9 protein-coding genes are annotated in these 16,697 nt (G+C 40.1%); 1 reads left to right on the top strand and 8 read right to left on the bottom strand.

The features are described 5' to 3' along the window. Positions 1 to 11 precede the first annotated feature (11 nt). The 5 genes from EHS13_RS15235 to EHS13_RS15215 are packed head-to-tail and all read right to left on the bottom strand — an operon-like array spanning position 12 to position 13,844. Positions 12 to 4,820, bottom strand: a complete 4,809-nt coding sequence (locus tag EHS13_RS15235; protein WP_155701158.1) for a type I polyketide synthase — start codon at positions 4,818 to 4,820, stop codon at positions 12 to 14. Positions 4,821 to 4,826: 6 nt separating this feature from the next. After that, positions 4,827 to 6,113: an ACP S-malonyltransferase gene (gene fabD, locus EHS13_RS15230; RefSeq protein ID WP_155701157.1), complete on the bottom strand. Its 1,287-nt coding sequence runs from the start codon at positions 6,111 to 6,113 to the stop codon at positions 4,827 to 4,829. An 18-nt stretch (positions 6,114 to 6,131) separates the two neighbouring features. Continuing rightward, positions 6,132 to 9,950: a non-ribosomal peptide synthetase gene (locus tag EHS13_RS15225; RefSeq protein ID WP_155701156.1), complete on the bottom strand. Its 3,819-nt coding sequence runs from the start codon at positions 9,948 to 9,950 to the stop codon at positions 6,132 to 6,134. Between the two features lie 17 nt (positions 9,951 to 9,967). Then, the gene (locus EHS13_RS15220) at positions 9,968 to 10,690 is read right to left on the bottom strand and encodes a thioesterase II family protein (protein WP_155701155.1); all 723 of its coding nucleotides are present in this window, start codon (positions 10,688 to 10,690) and stop codon (positions 9,968 to 9,970) included. A gap of 37 nt (positions 10,691 to 10,727) precedes the next feature. Next, positions 10,728 to 13,844: a cyclic peptide export ABC transporter gene (locus EHS13_RS15215; protein WP_155701154.1), complete on the bottom strand. Its 3,117-nt coding sequence runs from the start codon at positions 13,842 to 13,844 to the stop codon at positions 10,728 to 10,730. Between the two features lie 120 nt (positions 13,845 to 13,964). Between EHS13_RS15215 and EHS13_RS15210 the strand changes: the two genes are divergently transcribed. Further along, the gene (locus tag EHS13_RS15210) at positions 13,965 to 14,369 is read left to right on the top strand and encodes a helix-turn-helix domain-containing protein (protein WP_155701153.1); all 405 of its coding nucleotides are present in this window, start codon (positions 13,965 to 13,967) and stop codon (positions 14,367 to 14,369) included. A 249-nt stretch (positions 14,370 to 14,618) separates the two neighbouring features. Here the strand turns inward: EHS13_RS15210 and EHS13_RS15205 are convergent, their stop codons facing one another. The 3 genes from EHS13_RS15205 to EHS13_RS15195 all read right to left on the bottom strand — a co-directional run bounded on the left by EHS13_RS15205 (position 14,619) and on the right by EHS13_RS15195 (position 16,293). Continuing rightward, on the bottom strand, positions 14,619 to 14,954 hold the full coding sequence (locus tag EHS13_RS15205) for a DoxX family protein (RefSeq protein ID WP_155701152.1): 336 nt from the start codon (positions 14,952 to 14,954) through the stop codon (positions 14,619 to 14,621). A gap of 128 nt (positions 14,955 to 15,082) precedes the next feature. Next, complete coding sequence (locus EHS13_RS15200; protein WP_405083563.1) at positions 15,083 to 15,457, bottom strand: MarR family winged helix-turn-helix transcriptional regulator; 375 nt, start codon at positions 15,455 to 15,457, stop codon at positions 15,083 to 15,085. A gap of 335 nt (positions 15,458 to 15,792) precedes the next feature. Next, positions 15,793 to 16,293: a hypothetical protein gene (locus EHS13_RS15195; protein WP_155701150.1), complete on the bottom strand. Its 501-nt coding sequence runs from the start codon at positions 16,291 to 16,293 to the stop codon at positions 15,793 to 15,795. Between the last annotated feature and the right edge of the window lie 404 nt (positions 16,294 to 16,697).

Genomic DNA, 16,697 nt, shown 5'->3' with positions numbered 1-16,697 from the left:
ACTTCACCTTCTTACTTTGGAATATAGTGCATTTCTATCGAATTGTACTTGGCCAATGCTTGATTTACATCCATATTTCCTACTACCAGTTGGTCGAGGATAGCCTGAATACTATCCTTCACTGAATTTGACTCTTGGTCTTTGTGCGGATGTTTAATTTGTTTTTCAATATGCGCAGCAATTTGTGATATCGTCGTGAAGGTGAATAAATCCGCTACAGTAATGACTCCAGGATGCTGCTGATCCAATAGTCTGTGAATTTTAGTGACCATGATGGAATCTCCGCCAATTTCAAAAAAAGAATCGTATGCATGAATGACTGCTAACCCCAATATTTCATTCCAGATGTCGGCAATTTGATATTCCAGCGCGGAATAGTTTTCGCTGTTTCTGCCTATTAGTGAGCTCTTCCCGTTTGTCCTTAAAGTGCTGAGAGCTGTTAGCTTGGTTTGATTCCTTCTATTTTTTTCAATTTCATTTAGGATACCTGGTTCTAATTTAATTAGGGCATCCATAATGGTTTTCCCATGAATGGAACCCTCGTAGAGAATTTCACCGACAATGTAACGATTCGTAACCTGCCCTAACAGCTGAAAAAAGTGGCGTATACCGTCTACTGTCCGTAAGGATCGGAAAAGTGTATCCTCCAACACATTCTGATCAAATGCCATGCCGGTTTCTTTCCATGCCGGCCAATTGATGGTCAAAGCCGACCTTCCTTGTAATTGCTGATAAGACGAATAAGCATCCTGAAATGCGTTTCCAGCTGTGTAATCTCCCTGTCCCGGAATTCCCATCAAGGTGGTATTGGAAGAGAAACAGATGAAAAAATCAAGCTCATCTGCTAGTGACAGCTGATCCAGAAAAACGGTTCCCAGTATTTTAGGTGCCCATATCTGATTTAACTCTTCATAGCTTTTATGGATTAGAAATCCCTTTCCTGCAATTCCAGCACTATGAATAATACCGTTGATTTTTCCAAATTTACTCCGGGCAGAAGCAAAAATGAATTCCAGCTGATTGTAGTCCGCAACGTCCCCGCTATAAATCTCTACAAGAGAACCGTTTGCCTCTATATCATAGATGCCTTGAATTCGTTTTATTAGCTCCATTTCATTTCCTGCTGCTATAATCTGGGACCATTTTCCTCTGGGGGGAAGTGCTCTTCGTCCAATTAGCACAAGATTCACTTTATGTTCAGCTGCAAGGGCTTTACCGATCTCAAGGCCAATTCCGCTTAAGCCGCCTGTAATAAAATAAGTTCCACCTTGCCTTATTTTCCTATTAATCTTTTCGACACTTTTAATACTGAATTGCTCGGTATACCTGACACCCTTTCGGAATGCAACGCTATACATTTCTGATGGATCAAGGATTTCAGCTGAAATTACATGTAAGGCTGTCTCCTTATCCCTATCGATGCCTCTGCATACAAGATTGGGGTATTCCTCTCGTACAACCTTACCTAGACCAAAAGTGGCAGCATGCTGCGGGCGAAGTATCTTCTCAAGCCCGTCAACCGCATTTACTTCCGATGATACGATTGCTATTTGGATCACCTGATTTAGTCCTGATGCTAGGAGAGCTTTAATGAGCTGAAAAAAAGCCTCGGTTCCCTTTAATAGTTGATCTCTTATTTCAAAAAGGTCTGAATTAGGTGGCGTTTCTTCTCCCAGATAAACAATGATTTGCACTTCGGCAGGGATTTCTATGTACGTCTCCCTGATCTTCAGCTTATCTATTCTTGTAACAGTAATTGAGTGCCCGCTTGATTCCATTAGAAACCTTAATTCTTCAGCAACCTCACTCTCTCCACCAACAATCCATATCTGCTTGTAATCCTGTCCAGTGTTTCTTGAATTTGATATCCGGGGATACTCAACCCACTTTATGCCATAATAAGTTGCCTCTTTATTTTCCCAAAAGGTATTTGACACTTTTTTTAGTGAATACTGATCTATCTCCGCTATTACTTCGCCTGTCGAAGCCATAATAGTTACATCAAAGCTGAGCAGCTCAGACTTCTCTGTAATCTCACCATTTAATCGCACATGACTATAGAATAATCCTGGTAAAGGATGAAAAATCCTTATTCCTTTGTAAGAGAATGGCAGGAATATACGATTGCTGTCAGAGCCAAGTGCTTTTTCAATAAGCGGAATTGTAGCCAAGGCATTGTCCAGAAGCGGAGGATACAGCATATAGCTGGAAACCTCATTTACAAAAGCTTGCGGTATTTCGATCTTGGCTATTATCTCAAGATCACCTACGTGCATTTCACTAATATTCCTCCATCGCGGCCCAAATTCAAAGACAGTATTGTCATTATATTTTTCGAAATCCGGTATGATAACAGTTGCTTCAATGTCTGATAATAAATCAGATACCCTAATTTTTTTGTCCTTGTTAACCTTTGTTATTACAACTTTCCCTTCAACATGTTTAATCCATTCATTAACTGGTTCAATCGGGAGTATCTCTTTGTTGACTTTTAATCGACTTGCAGTAAAAAATTGTAACGTTTCAGCCGTTGCTGTTTTTATAAGAATGGTCTGTATTTCCCGGGTTTCTTCTTCAACCATAATCATCGGTGTCAGAAAAACAATATCCTGAAATTCCAATACATCTAAGATATGAGATATTCCCAGCTTGATTCTTAAAGCTTCAGACACTATTTCCAAGTAAGCCGTTCCTACCAGAAAAGCCTTCCCTCCAATTCGGTGTTCGTCCAACAGCCATTTACTCTGCACATTCATTTCTGTATGAAAAATATCCGAATCGATGGTAGAGGTAATATACGAATCAAGCAATGGAAAAGGATTGAGATTGACATTTCTTAAGTGAACCGCAGAATAAAGATCCGACTTTTCAATCCAGCATCGGGTACGCTCAAATGGATACACAGGCAGAGGCCTTCTATTCCGTTGTTCGTGAATATAAAGGCTATTCCATTCAATACTGGCTCCTTCCATATATATCTGGCAAATTTGGTCCAGAACCTCCGACTGGTTGGATCCATTATGCAGGAGATGAATCCATTTTAACGCGTTGCTGCCTAATTGAGAGGCTTTGCGTTCGGTCAATTCTCCTTCAGCAAGAGCTTCCCTATCTTCCGGAACAACTCGATGTTCACTGTAATAAACATTACCCGGTGCTTGCAGTTTATGGGTTGGATCATTCAATAGATTATAGAGAGTATCGCTTAATTTAGCTGCTAATTCCATGGGATTTTCAGCAATAACAGCCAGCCTGAAAGCGAGGTGCCCCCTGCCGGTATTTATTGAATAACACAAATCTGCAAAGGCACTTTCGGAATTTTCCAGATCTTCTGCTTTCAAAAAATCGATGAAGGATTTGATGTATGCGATTAAAGATTTTTGACTCTTAGCCGAAAGAGTAAAAATACGTGGAATATGCTTACTCGCTGCTGCTGCACTATTGACAGTCTTTGCCGCGGGAGCTTCCTCCAGAATGAGATGGCAATTCGTTCCACTGATTCCGAAGGAACTGATGCCGCATCTGCGCGGAAGCTGGTCTGTCTCCCATGGAATTTCCTGATCGTTAATGTAGACTGGTGAATCCTCAAAGCTAATCTTACGGTTTGGCTTGCCGAAGTGTAGAGCTGGCGGAAGGGTTTTATGATGTAAGGCCAACACTCCCTTTATTAACCCGGCAATCCCCGCGCTATGGTCCAGATGGCCGATATTGCTCTTAACGGATCCAATCGCACAGAAGCCCTTTTTATCCGTGTATTTACTGAATGCACGTCTAATTCCGTCGATTTCTATTGGATCTCCTAGCTTGGTTCCTGTTCCGTGCGCTTCCCACAGAGTAATCGTTTCCGGATCAATCGCCGCATCCTTCCAAGCACGTAGAATAACATCCTCTTGTGCACGGGCGTTTGGTGCCGTTATGCCATTCGAATTGCCATCATGGTTTACAGCACTTCCCTTTATTACCGCATAAATATGATCCTTGTCTCTTATCGCGGCATTAAGCGGCTTGAGAATTACAGTTCCAAGTCCTTCTCCTGTACCTGTTCCATCACTATGATCATCGAAGCTTCTGGCTCTCCCATCGGATGCCTCGATCCCAATTTCCGCATGCCGGACTGGAGCTATATGCAGCTGTACACCTCCTGCAATAGCCATGTCACATTCACCGCCAAGCAAGCTTTTGCAAGCTAAATGAACAGCAACAAGGGATGAGGAACAAGTCGTATCCACAAGCATATTCGGCCCATGTAAGTCAAGAATATAAGCAAGCCTTCCGGCAATTATCGGTTTTACATTACCGGGAACAGCCTGTGCCAATGCAGAAGGCTCTAAAGCAGAAATCAATTGCTTATATTCCGACTCCGCACCGTGACCGATAAAGATACCCGTTCTGCTTCCATATAACTGCTTATTTCCGTATCCTGCATTTTCGACGGCATGCCAAGCATTTTGCAGAAAAAGACGCTGATTGGGGTCCATGAGCGCAGCTTCTCTAGGAGAAATCCGAAAAAAAGCATAATCGAATTTATCTATTTCATTTAAATAAGCGGCCTCCCCATCTTCAATGCCTTCAGCGGAATAATTCAGGATAGCCAAAGTCTTTTTTGTATCTTTTAAACGTTCACTAGACATTTTCGTTACAAAATCCGTTTTATTGCATATGCCATTCCAATATTGCTCAGGTGTCTCGGCTGATGAAAACTGCAAGGCAAGACCAATAATAGCAATATCCTTTTCATTGCTGATTTCAGCGTTTTCTTCGATAATTTGAATTTTATTCGGAGACGGTATTTGCGTCTTGGAGAACTTAGTAAATTCCAACAAACTGCATCACCCTCCCACACTCGCGCCGATAGGGTCAAAATCCGGAAATAAATCGCGGGTTCCCGTTTCATTAAAAACCTGCTGATAACGTTCTAATCTTTCTTCCAGTGGAACCTTCTTTGTCTCGAAAACGGAGCTCAGCATTTCTAAAGCTTCCTTCATCTGAGCTATCGTCGGTTCTCCCCCAGTACGGTCCAGCTCATCTTGTATTTTCTGAACCTTTCTGTACGGCTCCACGACTCCTTTCTGATATTCATCATTGTCCCAATTTCTATTCCTTGTACATACGGTTATAGCTATACATTTAGTTACAAGATTTGTCTTAGGCTTGATTATTGTGGCTTTATTCGAACTTGGTTTAGTCTCCAAACTTTTAACAATTGTCGATAACTCTTCTTTGTCCATAGCGAAAACACTTTGTTTTGCCATACTTTTCTTCATAAAATGCGTTAATACTCCCTGTGGGCCTGCTTCTATAACGACATCCACCCCAAACTCTTCCATCCGTTTCATACATTCCGTCCAGAGAACCGGTTCGGTTAGCTGTTTAGTCAGCATGGAAGCTATCTCCAGCTCGCTCTTATACAACTCTCCTGTTGCATTCGATAATACCGGGTAACGCAATTGCTTAAAGTGAATGCTCTTTAAATGCTCGAATAATTGATCAGATGCCGAACTCATGAGTGGACTATGGAAGGGAGCACTAACTTTTAATGGAATAACAATAGCTCCCATGCGGGTAAGCTGTACCTCTGCTTCAGAAACTGCATCACGTTCTCCCGAAATAACAATCTGATCTGCAGTATTATAATTTGAAGGCACTACGACACCACACTGCCTCGAAACGTTGAAACAAATTTCTTCCACTTGATCTTTCATCAGTCCATTAATGGCTGACATAGCTCCCATTCCCGGAAAAACAGCTTCCTGCATGTATTTGCCTCTATGATGAACCAAATATACTGCATCACTGAAGGATATTCCTCCCGCAGCCGTTAAGGCTGTAATTTCACCCAGACTATGTCCCGCCAAGACATATGGTACCGCACCTGTTTCTTCTAAAAGCAAGCGAAATGCGATCATACTTACAGTGAGAATAGCGGGCTGCGTATTTTCCGTCTTTGTTAGTTCCTCCAAATCCCCTTCCAAACAAAGCTTTCTCAAATCAAATCCCAATCGGGTACTTGCTTCTTCGAAGTATTGTTTGGCCGTAAGATTATTCTCATACCATTTACGTCCCATTCCCATATATTGTGATCCTTGACCTGGGAATACTACTGCTAATTTACTCATTATTCCGCCACCCCATCTTTATTTTGAGTAAGAAAGTATGCTTTCTATTAACTGAATGTAACGATTTGTCAGATCCCTAACAGCAGCATGACTTAATTTCTCTTCATTGTAGGTAAAAACAAAATCGTAGCCGGTTATAGAAGCTCCCATTTCAATACGCAGATCAAACCATTGCTTAATCGGTAAAAGAATGCTTGCTGCCTCACTTGTAAAAAAAAGCGGAACGAGTCGAAAATCTTTGGAAGCATCCCTTTTAAATTGAACAAAGTCACAATCCAAAGACTCTCCAGTTTTCTGAAACCTCGATATTAGCTCATACAACGACTCGAAATTCGTAATTCCAGTTAGGTCTACCGAATAGGATTGCAGCCTTAGAGCTTCTTGTTGCAATTGATCCACCGATACTCTTAGTAATGAGTTCATAGGAATGGTCGACTTTTCCGATATTTCGGATAATAGAAATACGAATATGGATATAAAAAAGCTCTCAGGAACTATGGAATGTGAAGCTGCAATAGCTTTAACGTACTCCCTCTGTTCCACTGTCATATGAAACCCAATTGCCGCACCTTTGTGCTGTTTTGAGTTAGAATCGAGATCGTTCAAAAGCGGAAATTCCAGCCCCTGCAGCATCACATCTCTATATTTCACCTTTGAATCAATGAATACGGCAAGCTTACTAATAGTCGCATAAGTAAACAAATCCGTTATTTGAATATGGTCCGGATAAACTCTTTCTACCAAAGCATGCAGCTGCATAAGTGAAATGGAATTACCCCCGACTTCAAAGAATGGATCATTCAGTCCAAAACGATCATGAGCCAAAACCTTTTTCCATATTTCACTTAATTCAATTTCCGTCTGGTTAGCCACATCCGTATCCATTTCTGCCGAGGAGGCAATATAGCGCGATGCATCTGGTTCAGCAAGCGATTTCCTGTCCAGCTTTCCATTGGGTGAAAGCGGGAAGGATGACATAAATACTATATCCTCGGGAACCATGTATCCCGGTAACCGATCAAGCAGAAAGTTTTTGACAGATTCCGCTCCAATTGGTTGATTCGTTATTATATAAGCACACAATGCTGCATCTCCACGATCATTAAGTCTCTCCAAGACAACAGCCTCGAGAACAATAGGATGCTGCAAAAGCTGATTTTCGATCTCGGAGGGCTCAACTCTAAACCCCCTTATCTTAGCTTGATGATCTGATCTGCCCAGATACTCGAGATTCCCGTCCTTTCCCCATCGTACAAGATCACCAGTCCGATACAGCTTCATTTCTTGCTTATGAATGCCCACATTGCCAAAAACAAATCTTTCTTCCGTTAAATGATCGGCAGCATAATAACCCTTTGCTAACCCTACTCCTCCAATATATAACTCGCCTACTAGGCCTCTGGGCAGCAAATTGCCATCGTCATCCAACACATATGCTTCCGCATTAGCAATTGGTTTTCCAATTGGGATAGACATTCCAGTTCTAATATCCTTGGAAGCTATCCGATAAAAGGTTGCGATATCCGTACATTCTGTTGGACCATATGTATTGGCAATTTCTGCTTGGCAGGTCAATGAATTAGTCCATGGAATAAGTTTATTCACCTGAATGGGTTCGCCTCCGAGGAAAACCGTTCGAATACTGCTTAATTTGGTAAAACCGCTCGATAAGTTAAAATCAATTAAAGGATAGAACGCACTCGGTGCACAATTTATACGTGTGATCTGTTGCTGTTCAATTACGGCTGACATCAGCTTGTAATCATAAACACCTGGTTTATAAATGACGAGCGTACCTCCGGTGATTAGTGGACTAAACAGATTTTTCTGAGCAAGATCGAAGCTGGTTGGCGCAATGAGCAGCAGCCGGTCCGCTTCATCGAGTTGGAATTCGGATGTAAACCATTGCAATAAATTGACAAAGGAGTGTGTATGGACCATGACTCCTTTTGGCTGTCCTGTTGAACCGGAAGTGTACAGCACATAAAGCAATCGTTCAGGATCATAGGGGAATTTGAGATTATCGATAGAAGTATTAAGCTCTGGGAGTATTTGGTCCAATGGCAGAATTTCAAGATCTGCAAGCTTGTTTGACTGAATGATATCCAGCCATTTGGATTGACTTAGCAGTAAGGATATTCCGGCTTGACGAAGCAGATAGCTAACTCTTTCAGGAGGGTAATTGGGATCGATTGGCACATAGGCGCCACCTGCCTTTACAATGGCAAGAATGCCCACAATCATCTCAATGGAGCGCTCGACCATAACTCCAACGATTTGATTTTCAACAACACCTTTATTTATTAATAGCCACGCCAGCTGATTGGATTTCTCATTTAGCAGACGGTAAGACATCTTCTGGTTTCCAAACTCAATCGCCGTATTTTCGGGTGACCTTTCAACCTGCAGCTCAAACCATTCATGAAGCCCCAAGTTATACGGATACTCCGCTTTGAACTGAAGCTGCTCATTCAATAAGACCGTTGCTTCATCAAGCCCCAGCATACGGACATTTTTCAATGCAGTATCCGGGGCTCTTACCATTTCATGGACTACTTCATGCAAGTGTCGTCCTAATCTTTGAATGGCATTAAGATCGAAACATTCCTTGTTATAGGTCCACCTTATTTGCAGCGCTTCCTTCATGAGAACCGTTAAAGTCAAATCATAATGCGTTCTTTCGAAGGCTTCATATTGATCAATAACCAATCCTCCCGAAGCTTTCTTAAGCCGTTCGTCCAAAGGATAATTCTCGATTATAACAACTGTATCAAAAAGGCTTTCACCAGAACCGAAACCACTGAACTGAAACAAATCAACCAGAGAAGTTCGCTCAAATTCCTCCCTTTCTTTTAACCCTTTCTTCACATCCTGGAGCAGATTGGAAATATGTATATCTGGAGAGCCTTTCACCCTTAAGGGAACGGTTTGAATGAACAAACCTACTGCCTGATCAATCCCTTCTAACCCGGGAGGTCTGCCAGAGACTGTTGTGCCAAAAACCACATCATTGGATCGAGTATATTTCTGTAAAACAATTCCCCAAGCCGTATATAATAACATGGCGATTGTTATTTCATTTCTAATTGTAAATCGATGCATCTCTGTTTGGAGCTCTTTCGGAAAAACCAGATTCCATTCTCCTCCCTCTTCAATGGTTTCATCCGATTCTCTCAAAACAGGCAATGTTGTTCTTGTATCAAATCCAACTAGGTAGTTTTTCCAGAATTCAGCTTGTTTTTGTTTATCTCCGCTCCTGGACCACTTAACGAACGGTTTAAATTTCATCTTCGGAGAAATCTGGACCTTATACCCGCTCAATAAACCTTCATATTGCTCCAATAGCTCTTTAATAAGGATGCCACCACTCCAGCCGTCATACAATATATGATGATGACTGATAAGCAGCTCACAGCTTTTGCCTCCAAAATTACAGAGTGTAATTCGAAATGGTGCTTTAGATATATCGAGTCCTTTTTTTCGATCCTGTTCCAGCATACTTAATCGTATGCTATCACGTTCAGCTGCATGATTTACCAGTCCAAGCTCTAGAATTGTGATTGGAATCTCGTATTGCTTCAATACAATCTGAACTGGCTTTTCAAGGCCTTTCCAGCGAAATATAGTGCGAAGCATTTCATTTGATCGAGACACTCGTGCCCAGGCTTCTTTAATTAAATTCGGTCGAATATCACCTGTTAGATGAATGCAAAGCTGTTCAAAATAAGGATCTTTCTCATTTGCAGTTAGATAGTGGTAAAGAATACCTTCCTGGGTCAAGGTTAAAGATAATAGATCCTCCACATTGCTTTTATCGAGCTTTTCTACTGCAATCATTTCGGTCAGCCTCCCCCTCAGACTCCATGTATGGACTTAAATTCCAGACAATCCCGAATTATGCCCAATACTTTGTCCATATCTTCATGAATAAAAAAATGTCCACCTTCAAATCCAAACAAACGGCAAGGCAGCTTTGTATGTTTGTTCCATTCTTCCATCCCACCTACAGTTGTTTCATCCTTTAAACCATAAAACACACAAACCTTACTATTTAGCCTATTGGCCTTCTCTTTATACTGATACGTTTCCACTATCCTATAGTCCGCTCTTAGGAGAGGCATAAATAACTTCTTAAGCTCCTCTTCCTCGAATAATTGTTTGGGGGTTCCGCCGAGCTGGAGTATTTCCTCAATAAACTCATTATCTCCATATAAATGTACATTTTTTTCAAGCTCTTTCTTCATATGTGGAGCCGATCTTCCTGAGAAAAAAACAACCTCCGGGCTCCTATGTCCGTTTTGCATGAGAGAATGAGTAACCTCATAAGCAATGGCGCCACCCATGCTATGACCGAATAGTGCATAGGGCTTATCATCTATCTGCTTGGAAATTATGGAATAGGCATCAGCAACCGTATCGATCATGGAATCGTATACCGTTTCTTGAATTCGCCTTCCTCTTCCAGCTAACTCAATAGGTATTATGTCTGCAATATCTTCCAATGGTTTTTTCCAACGGCTGTAAATTGCGGCTGATCCTCCTGCGTATGGAAGACAGAAAACCTTCATTCTGTGCATGAGTCCATCTTCCTTTCCCTGGATTGAATACCAAAACTCATACAGCGATACTTGGCTTATTCTCTACTATGCTTTCAATTTTGCCCATTTCCAGCTTGATCACTTTATCTGCTAAATGATAATAGCGATCGTCATGGGTTATTGCAATAATACAGGCTCCTTGCTGCTTCATTTCAGGTAAAAGGGTTTCGTAGAAGAACCTGCGATACTCCGGATCCTGATCTGCGGCCCATTCGTCAAACAAAAGCAGAGGTTTATTCTCAAGTCTGCTGATCAATAAAGCCAATCGCTTTCTTTGCCCCGTCGATAAATTCAAGGTACTGAATTCTGCATTCTCGATAGAGATCTTTCCATCCAAATCCAAAACCCGCAATAATTCATCCGCAATCTCTTGATAATCTTTTTCTTGAAAACCGTACAATTTTTTAAATAAATAAAAATCATTGAAAATGGCAGAGTATAACTGGCTGAGCTGGGCAGGACGCACATCTATTCCGTTAATGGTGACTTTTCCACTCTGAGGTGTATATAAACCTGTGAGCAGCTTAGCTAAGGTAGATTTGCCGCTGCCATTTCCACCAGTAATAAAAACAATCTCTCCTGAGTGGCATTCGAAGGAAATAGGCCCGAGTGCAAAGGAAGATTCTCCTTCCATTTCGTAATGATACTCTACCTTTTCCAATCTCAGAGCTAAGCTTCGCCCAAACTGTACTATCTCCGCTGGTATATCTGTCGAGAAATTCTCAATTTCTTGCAAAATAAGGTTCATACGTTTCCAACTGATTCGATACTGAATTACGGCAGGAATCGCATTCAATACTCCATTGACAGGCCCAGTCATGTAGAGAAAGACAAATGCATATTCCATTAAATGCGCTTTGCTAATTTCTTTAAACAGAAGGGGAAACAGGAATACTACGGTTCCCAAAACCATTACAAACAATAATTCACCGATTATGATTACACTAGTAAATTTGGATTGGCCGGCTACATTCGTATCCCTATATTCCCTGACACTGCCAGTCATATCTTCGGTAAAATGAGCTCGTTTTTTCCTGTTAAGCTGCAGCTCCTTAATCCCATAAATTAAATCGCCGATAAATTTAAAAAAAGTGTCTTGTACATCCCTATTCTTCTCCATAAACTTTCGGGCTTCTTTCCCAACGTAGAAATAAAGACCACCAGCAGTAAAAATGGCAACAATCGACAATAGCAATCCGCTTAAGCTGACCAATCCCAAGTAAACAAAACAAAATATCAGGGTAACCATATTAACCGTTACACCAATAAACATTCCTGCAAAGTTACTGATGACTTCGGTATCATTATTTAGTACCGTATGAATTTTGCCCTTCTCAATTTTCTCTAATTTTTCGAAAGATGCGTCTGCAATTGTATGAATGATCTGCTTTCTCCGCTCATAAACAGCATGGTTCGTGATCTTAATCAGTTTATTTCGGCCGAATCTTTGACAAATGACATATACGACCATACTTAAGAAAAAATAAAGCATCAGGTCTTTCCTGAAGATCTCTTTGCTATTCAAAGCTTGGATCAGACAAAAAATAATGGCTGCATTACCAAAACCTCCAAGAACACTCAAAGAGATCAATGAAAAATATTGCTTGTCGTTTAATTTGGGATATAGGAAGGTCAATATTACATAGCTAAACATAAGAATTAAGAAGAGAAGACTTGAATAAAGCGCCATTGGAAAGCTTGTCGGACCCCAAATAAGCACGAAACTTATGGGTAAGTCCATAACTGTAGCTTTTTGATAAATGTAATAAACAGCAAGTATTAATCCTATACATAAAACGGCAAAAACCGAGAGTATCAACAGTCTTCGTACAATAGGGATAAGCGCTCTTTTTTTAAAATTAATTTGTCGAATGGCTAATACGACCAGAATAACTATGAAAATGCTCAAACCTATCTCAACAGCAATTAGAGCATATGAAAAGACATCCAGCTGTTTAATAGCGGCTAGTAATGGGTTAACAGCAAGAGGTTCATTAACCGGCTCTTTCGAGTTGAGTATGGAATCCAAGCCACGTGCTATCACCTCGGTATATTCGGAGCTTACATTGGCCATAACCGCTATTCCTGTTTTTTCATTGGGCCGCAGCAAGACGAAGGAGGAAAATGCCGGATTAGCCCCACCATGGAAAACCTCATTGCGCATCGTATCTTTGTACCAACCAAGAGCATAAAAAGGTGCTACAGGTGAACCATTTTGATGGGTTTCCGTAAATAATTCTGTTTTAATGGCTTTGGAAGCCAGAATTCCAAGCTGATATTCCATCCAAATAACCATATCATCTGCACTGGAGATGATATAACCTCCTGGAGAGTTTGCACGGAATACAGGAGCATCAAATTTATGTGGTTTAAGAAATCCCAATTTATATCCTGTTGCCATAAGTGCTTGCATCGCATTTTCTTTACCGACATATGTATTTTTTAATCCGAGCGGCATTAATATGTGATCTTGGATGTACTGCTCATATGTCACACCAGAAACATACTGAATCATTAAGCCAAGAACTGTGTAATTCGTGGTTGAGTACTCATATATACTGCCAGGCGTAGATTCCAGTGACATTTCAGACCAGATATCCACCGTATTCTCTAAAGCATTGTCTGTGGAAGAAGGGTAAAAGTCACCGATCGTAGTAAACGGAATCCCACTCGTATGATGGAGTAATTGATCGATCGTTATTGTAGCTCGTTTGTTATTGTAAGTTGGATGAAACGAAGGAATGTATTGGGTAATGGGATCATCAAGCTTTATTTTCCCTTCTTCTTGAAGTTTAAGAACTGCAAGTGCCGTATAGGCTTTGCTCACAGAACCCAATTCAAATAAGGTCTTCGAAGTAACCTTACTCTGGGTCGCTTTGTCAGAAAATCCATAACCCTTTGTGTAACTAATCGCTCCATCCATAACCAGAGCAACGGCAAGTCCTGGAATCTGATTTCTTTGCAATTGATTCTGGATGTACCTGTCAATTTCCCCCTTCCGCTCTTCGTTGCTCTTGCTTGGTGTTTCTTGATTCGTTAAACTTTCTGCCGCTCTAGCGGGAGTTGTATTTAATAAAACATGAAATGCAATCAACATCCCCAGTAATACAATCCTATTCAATCTGTTCCCCATTCCTTAAAACCCCCACGAATTTTCATCGAATCCTATGATTTTTATTCGCATTTTCAAATTCTTTCTGATATTCTTGTAGTTGATGATTTATGATGTATCTCAAAACTAGAGGTGTAACAAATGAGAATATTTTCAACAAAATTAAAGGAACTTCGTTTAGGAAAAAAGCTTTCACAGGAAGAGCTATCCAAAAAACTGGATATCCCCCGCACAACAATTGCAGGTTATGAATCTGGCGCAAGATCCCTTCCGAGAGAAGCTCGTCTTAAACAAATAGCTCAGTTCTTCAATGTTTCTGTCGATTATCTAATTGGTTATTCCGATGAGGAAAACAATACAGAGGATCTTCAAGCACAAATCATTAGCATAATTCGTTCAGCCGACCTTCATTTTAATAATCAATATATATTTTCCAATGATGAGAAAGAAAAAATTATTGCTATTCTACTTAATCTTACAAATCTTCCCATAATTGAACGAAAAATAGTGTTGGGAATGCTTGAAAAAATGGCTAAATCAACTTAGAAGGATGATCCACTTAATAGAATTCAAGCTTATTCACGAAATCTGTTTACCTTTACCAATTATTGCCTCCTTTCTCTGATCATGTCATGTTCAAGCAGAATTGAATAGAATACGATTTTCGAAATAGTGCACTTCACTTGTGTAATATGTTCGATAGTGTGTATTTTCTTCGTACTTATTTATAAGAAAAGTCTTTATAATGTCTTTATATGGCTGGAAGAAGCCAAGGTTCGACTTTCGAATCAGAAATCAAAATGATAAAGTGGCAATCGTTAAAGACAGCAGACATAGTATTATAGATGGTATTGCTTTTTTAAACGGATCACGTGCGACCACAAGCAGAATAAAGGCTGCAGCCAGCATCGTCGCTCCTAAGAGAAATCCGGATAACATGGCTGCGATAGGAAACCATATTCCCAATATCATTCCAAAAGAGCATAAAATTTCAATAAATCCAGTTAAGAAATTGAATACGGATGGAAGGCCAAATCGGCTGAACTCCTTTGCCATTTTTCCAGTGATTATTCTCGTTCCTGTAATCATGAAAAAAATGCCGACTATAACTTTTAAAATAATAATTAACATAATCGTAATCACTCTCTTTCTAGTTTTGTAAATTCGGTTTTTACATGCTATAGCATATAAATAGGAGGTTTTGATCGCAAATAGATATTTAAATTTGGCTCCATTTATGAGTGCTAATGTAGTCTCATTTACTCATCTTTTACGTTTGAATACAGTTTGCCAAGGAGCACATGCAGCTCTAGAAGTTCATCCTTACTCAAATTTTTGGTAACATGATCATGAGCTGCCATTACAACCGGCAAAAGTTTTGTTTTGAGACCCATCCCTTTATCGCTAAGGAACAAGTTATGGGAACGTCTGTCAGAATCATTCTGAATTCTTTTCACTATTCCTTTTTTTTCAAGTGAGTAGATCATCCTTACAACAGTAGTTTGATCTCTGTCAATGGCTTCAGCAAGCTCTTTCTGGCTCGTTGCTCTTTCCTCATCAAGAACACTGATAATACCCCATTGTTCAGGAGTTACTTCATATTGTTTAAGCTTTTTCGTGAAAAAATTAGTCATTTTCACATCTGTACGATGAACAAGGAAACCAGTGAAATTATATAATTCCAGATTATTTTTGTTTATATAAGCTCCTCTTCTCTATAAGAATTATATTGCATGCTATAGCATGTATACTAAAATATTTTCTCTGATTTGTCAAATAGAAATTTGCCTTTTACCGAATAATAACTATGTTCAGCTTCTTTGGGCCTCCTGCTCGTTTCATTAAACGAAGGTGTTAATACCCTCCAATATATCGCACATTCCGGTGAGGTTGAGATGGATTGTATTCAAATTTATTGGAAGCCTTTACAATCATAAATATTGAATTAATCTGACAATGTTCTCCAAGACTATAGTTTGGTACGAGTGTACTCTCTTTTTATGCACTCGTACATGATGACATACAAACTTTGCATGAAAAAATATATAGGAAGCGAGTAGTAAACTTTCCAGCCGGTATAATGATACAAGCCTGCTTTTGCAGATACCCATTCGAAAAATACGGCGAACAGTGACGTAAGGATAAGTATCGCAACGGTTCCGACTGATTTGGGATGAAACCGATCATACGCATATAAGGACAAATATCCGATGCATGGGTAAGTGAAGTATAACAGCAGGTCGAATAATTCCACTCCCTTAATATCATTCATATAATATTGCTCGAAAGGAGGAAATATCAAGATCGTATCGAACAATTTTGCCAATATGAGGGGGATGAGAGCATAAAGCAATCCAATCGTTGGCGGAAATCTCCTTGGCAGCATCCAAATACAACTAATCACCACAAGCCAGATTATGATGATATACCATTCATTAGTATCGAATCGTTCAGGCAGATACAATATCACGGAATCCTCACCTCCTTGCGGAGTTGATTACGATATAAATACACAAGAAAAAGCAATACAGCTAAAAACACAATCCACACTGAAAACGATGAAGAAATAGACCAATTGTGATATATAATTACTTTCCCTTTCACTGCCAATCCTTCCATTCCCAGTTGCAAAGCCGTACTACCTAGCCAAACAAGCAGTTTCCACCTGTAACTACCTTGCCATAAGCCAATGCCCCTTGTGATAAAAACAACAGAAGGTACCGTAACAAACCCCCAGATTATAAAACAGCAAAATAACCCCAATTGTGTTGAGGCGGAAAAAACGTTGTAGTTGATTGAAGCAATGGTGAAGTAGAACAGGTGCAAAAAAATGCTGATCGAAAACGTAAATATAACTTCTAAAAAGTGAAGGGT

The organism is Paenibacillus psychroresistens, from assembly GCF_009728935.1.
GTDB classification, from domain to species: domain Bacteria; phylum Bacillota; class Bacilli; order Paenibacillales; family NBRC-103111; genus Paenibacillus_AC; species Paenibacillus_AC psychroresistens.
The sequence above is the reverse complement of the archived record's forward strand: the minus strand, read 5'-3'. Positions and strand labels throughout refer to the sequence as shown.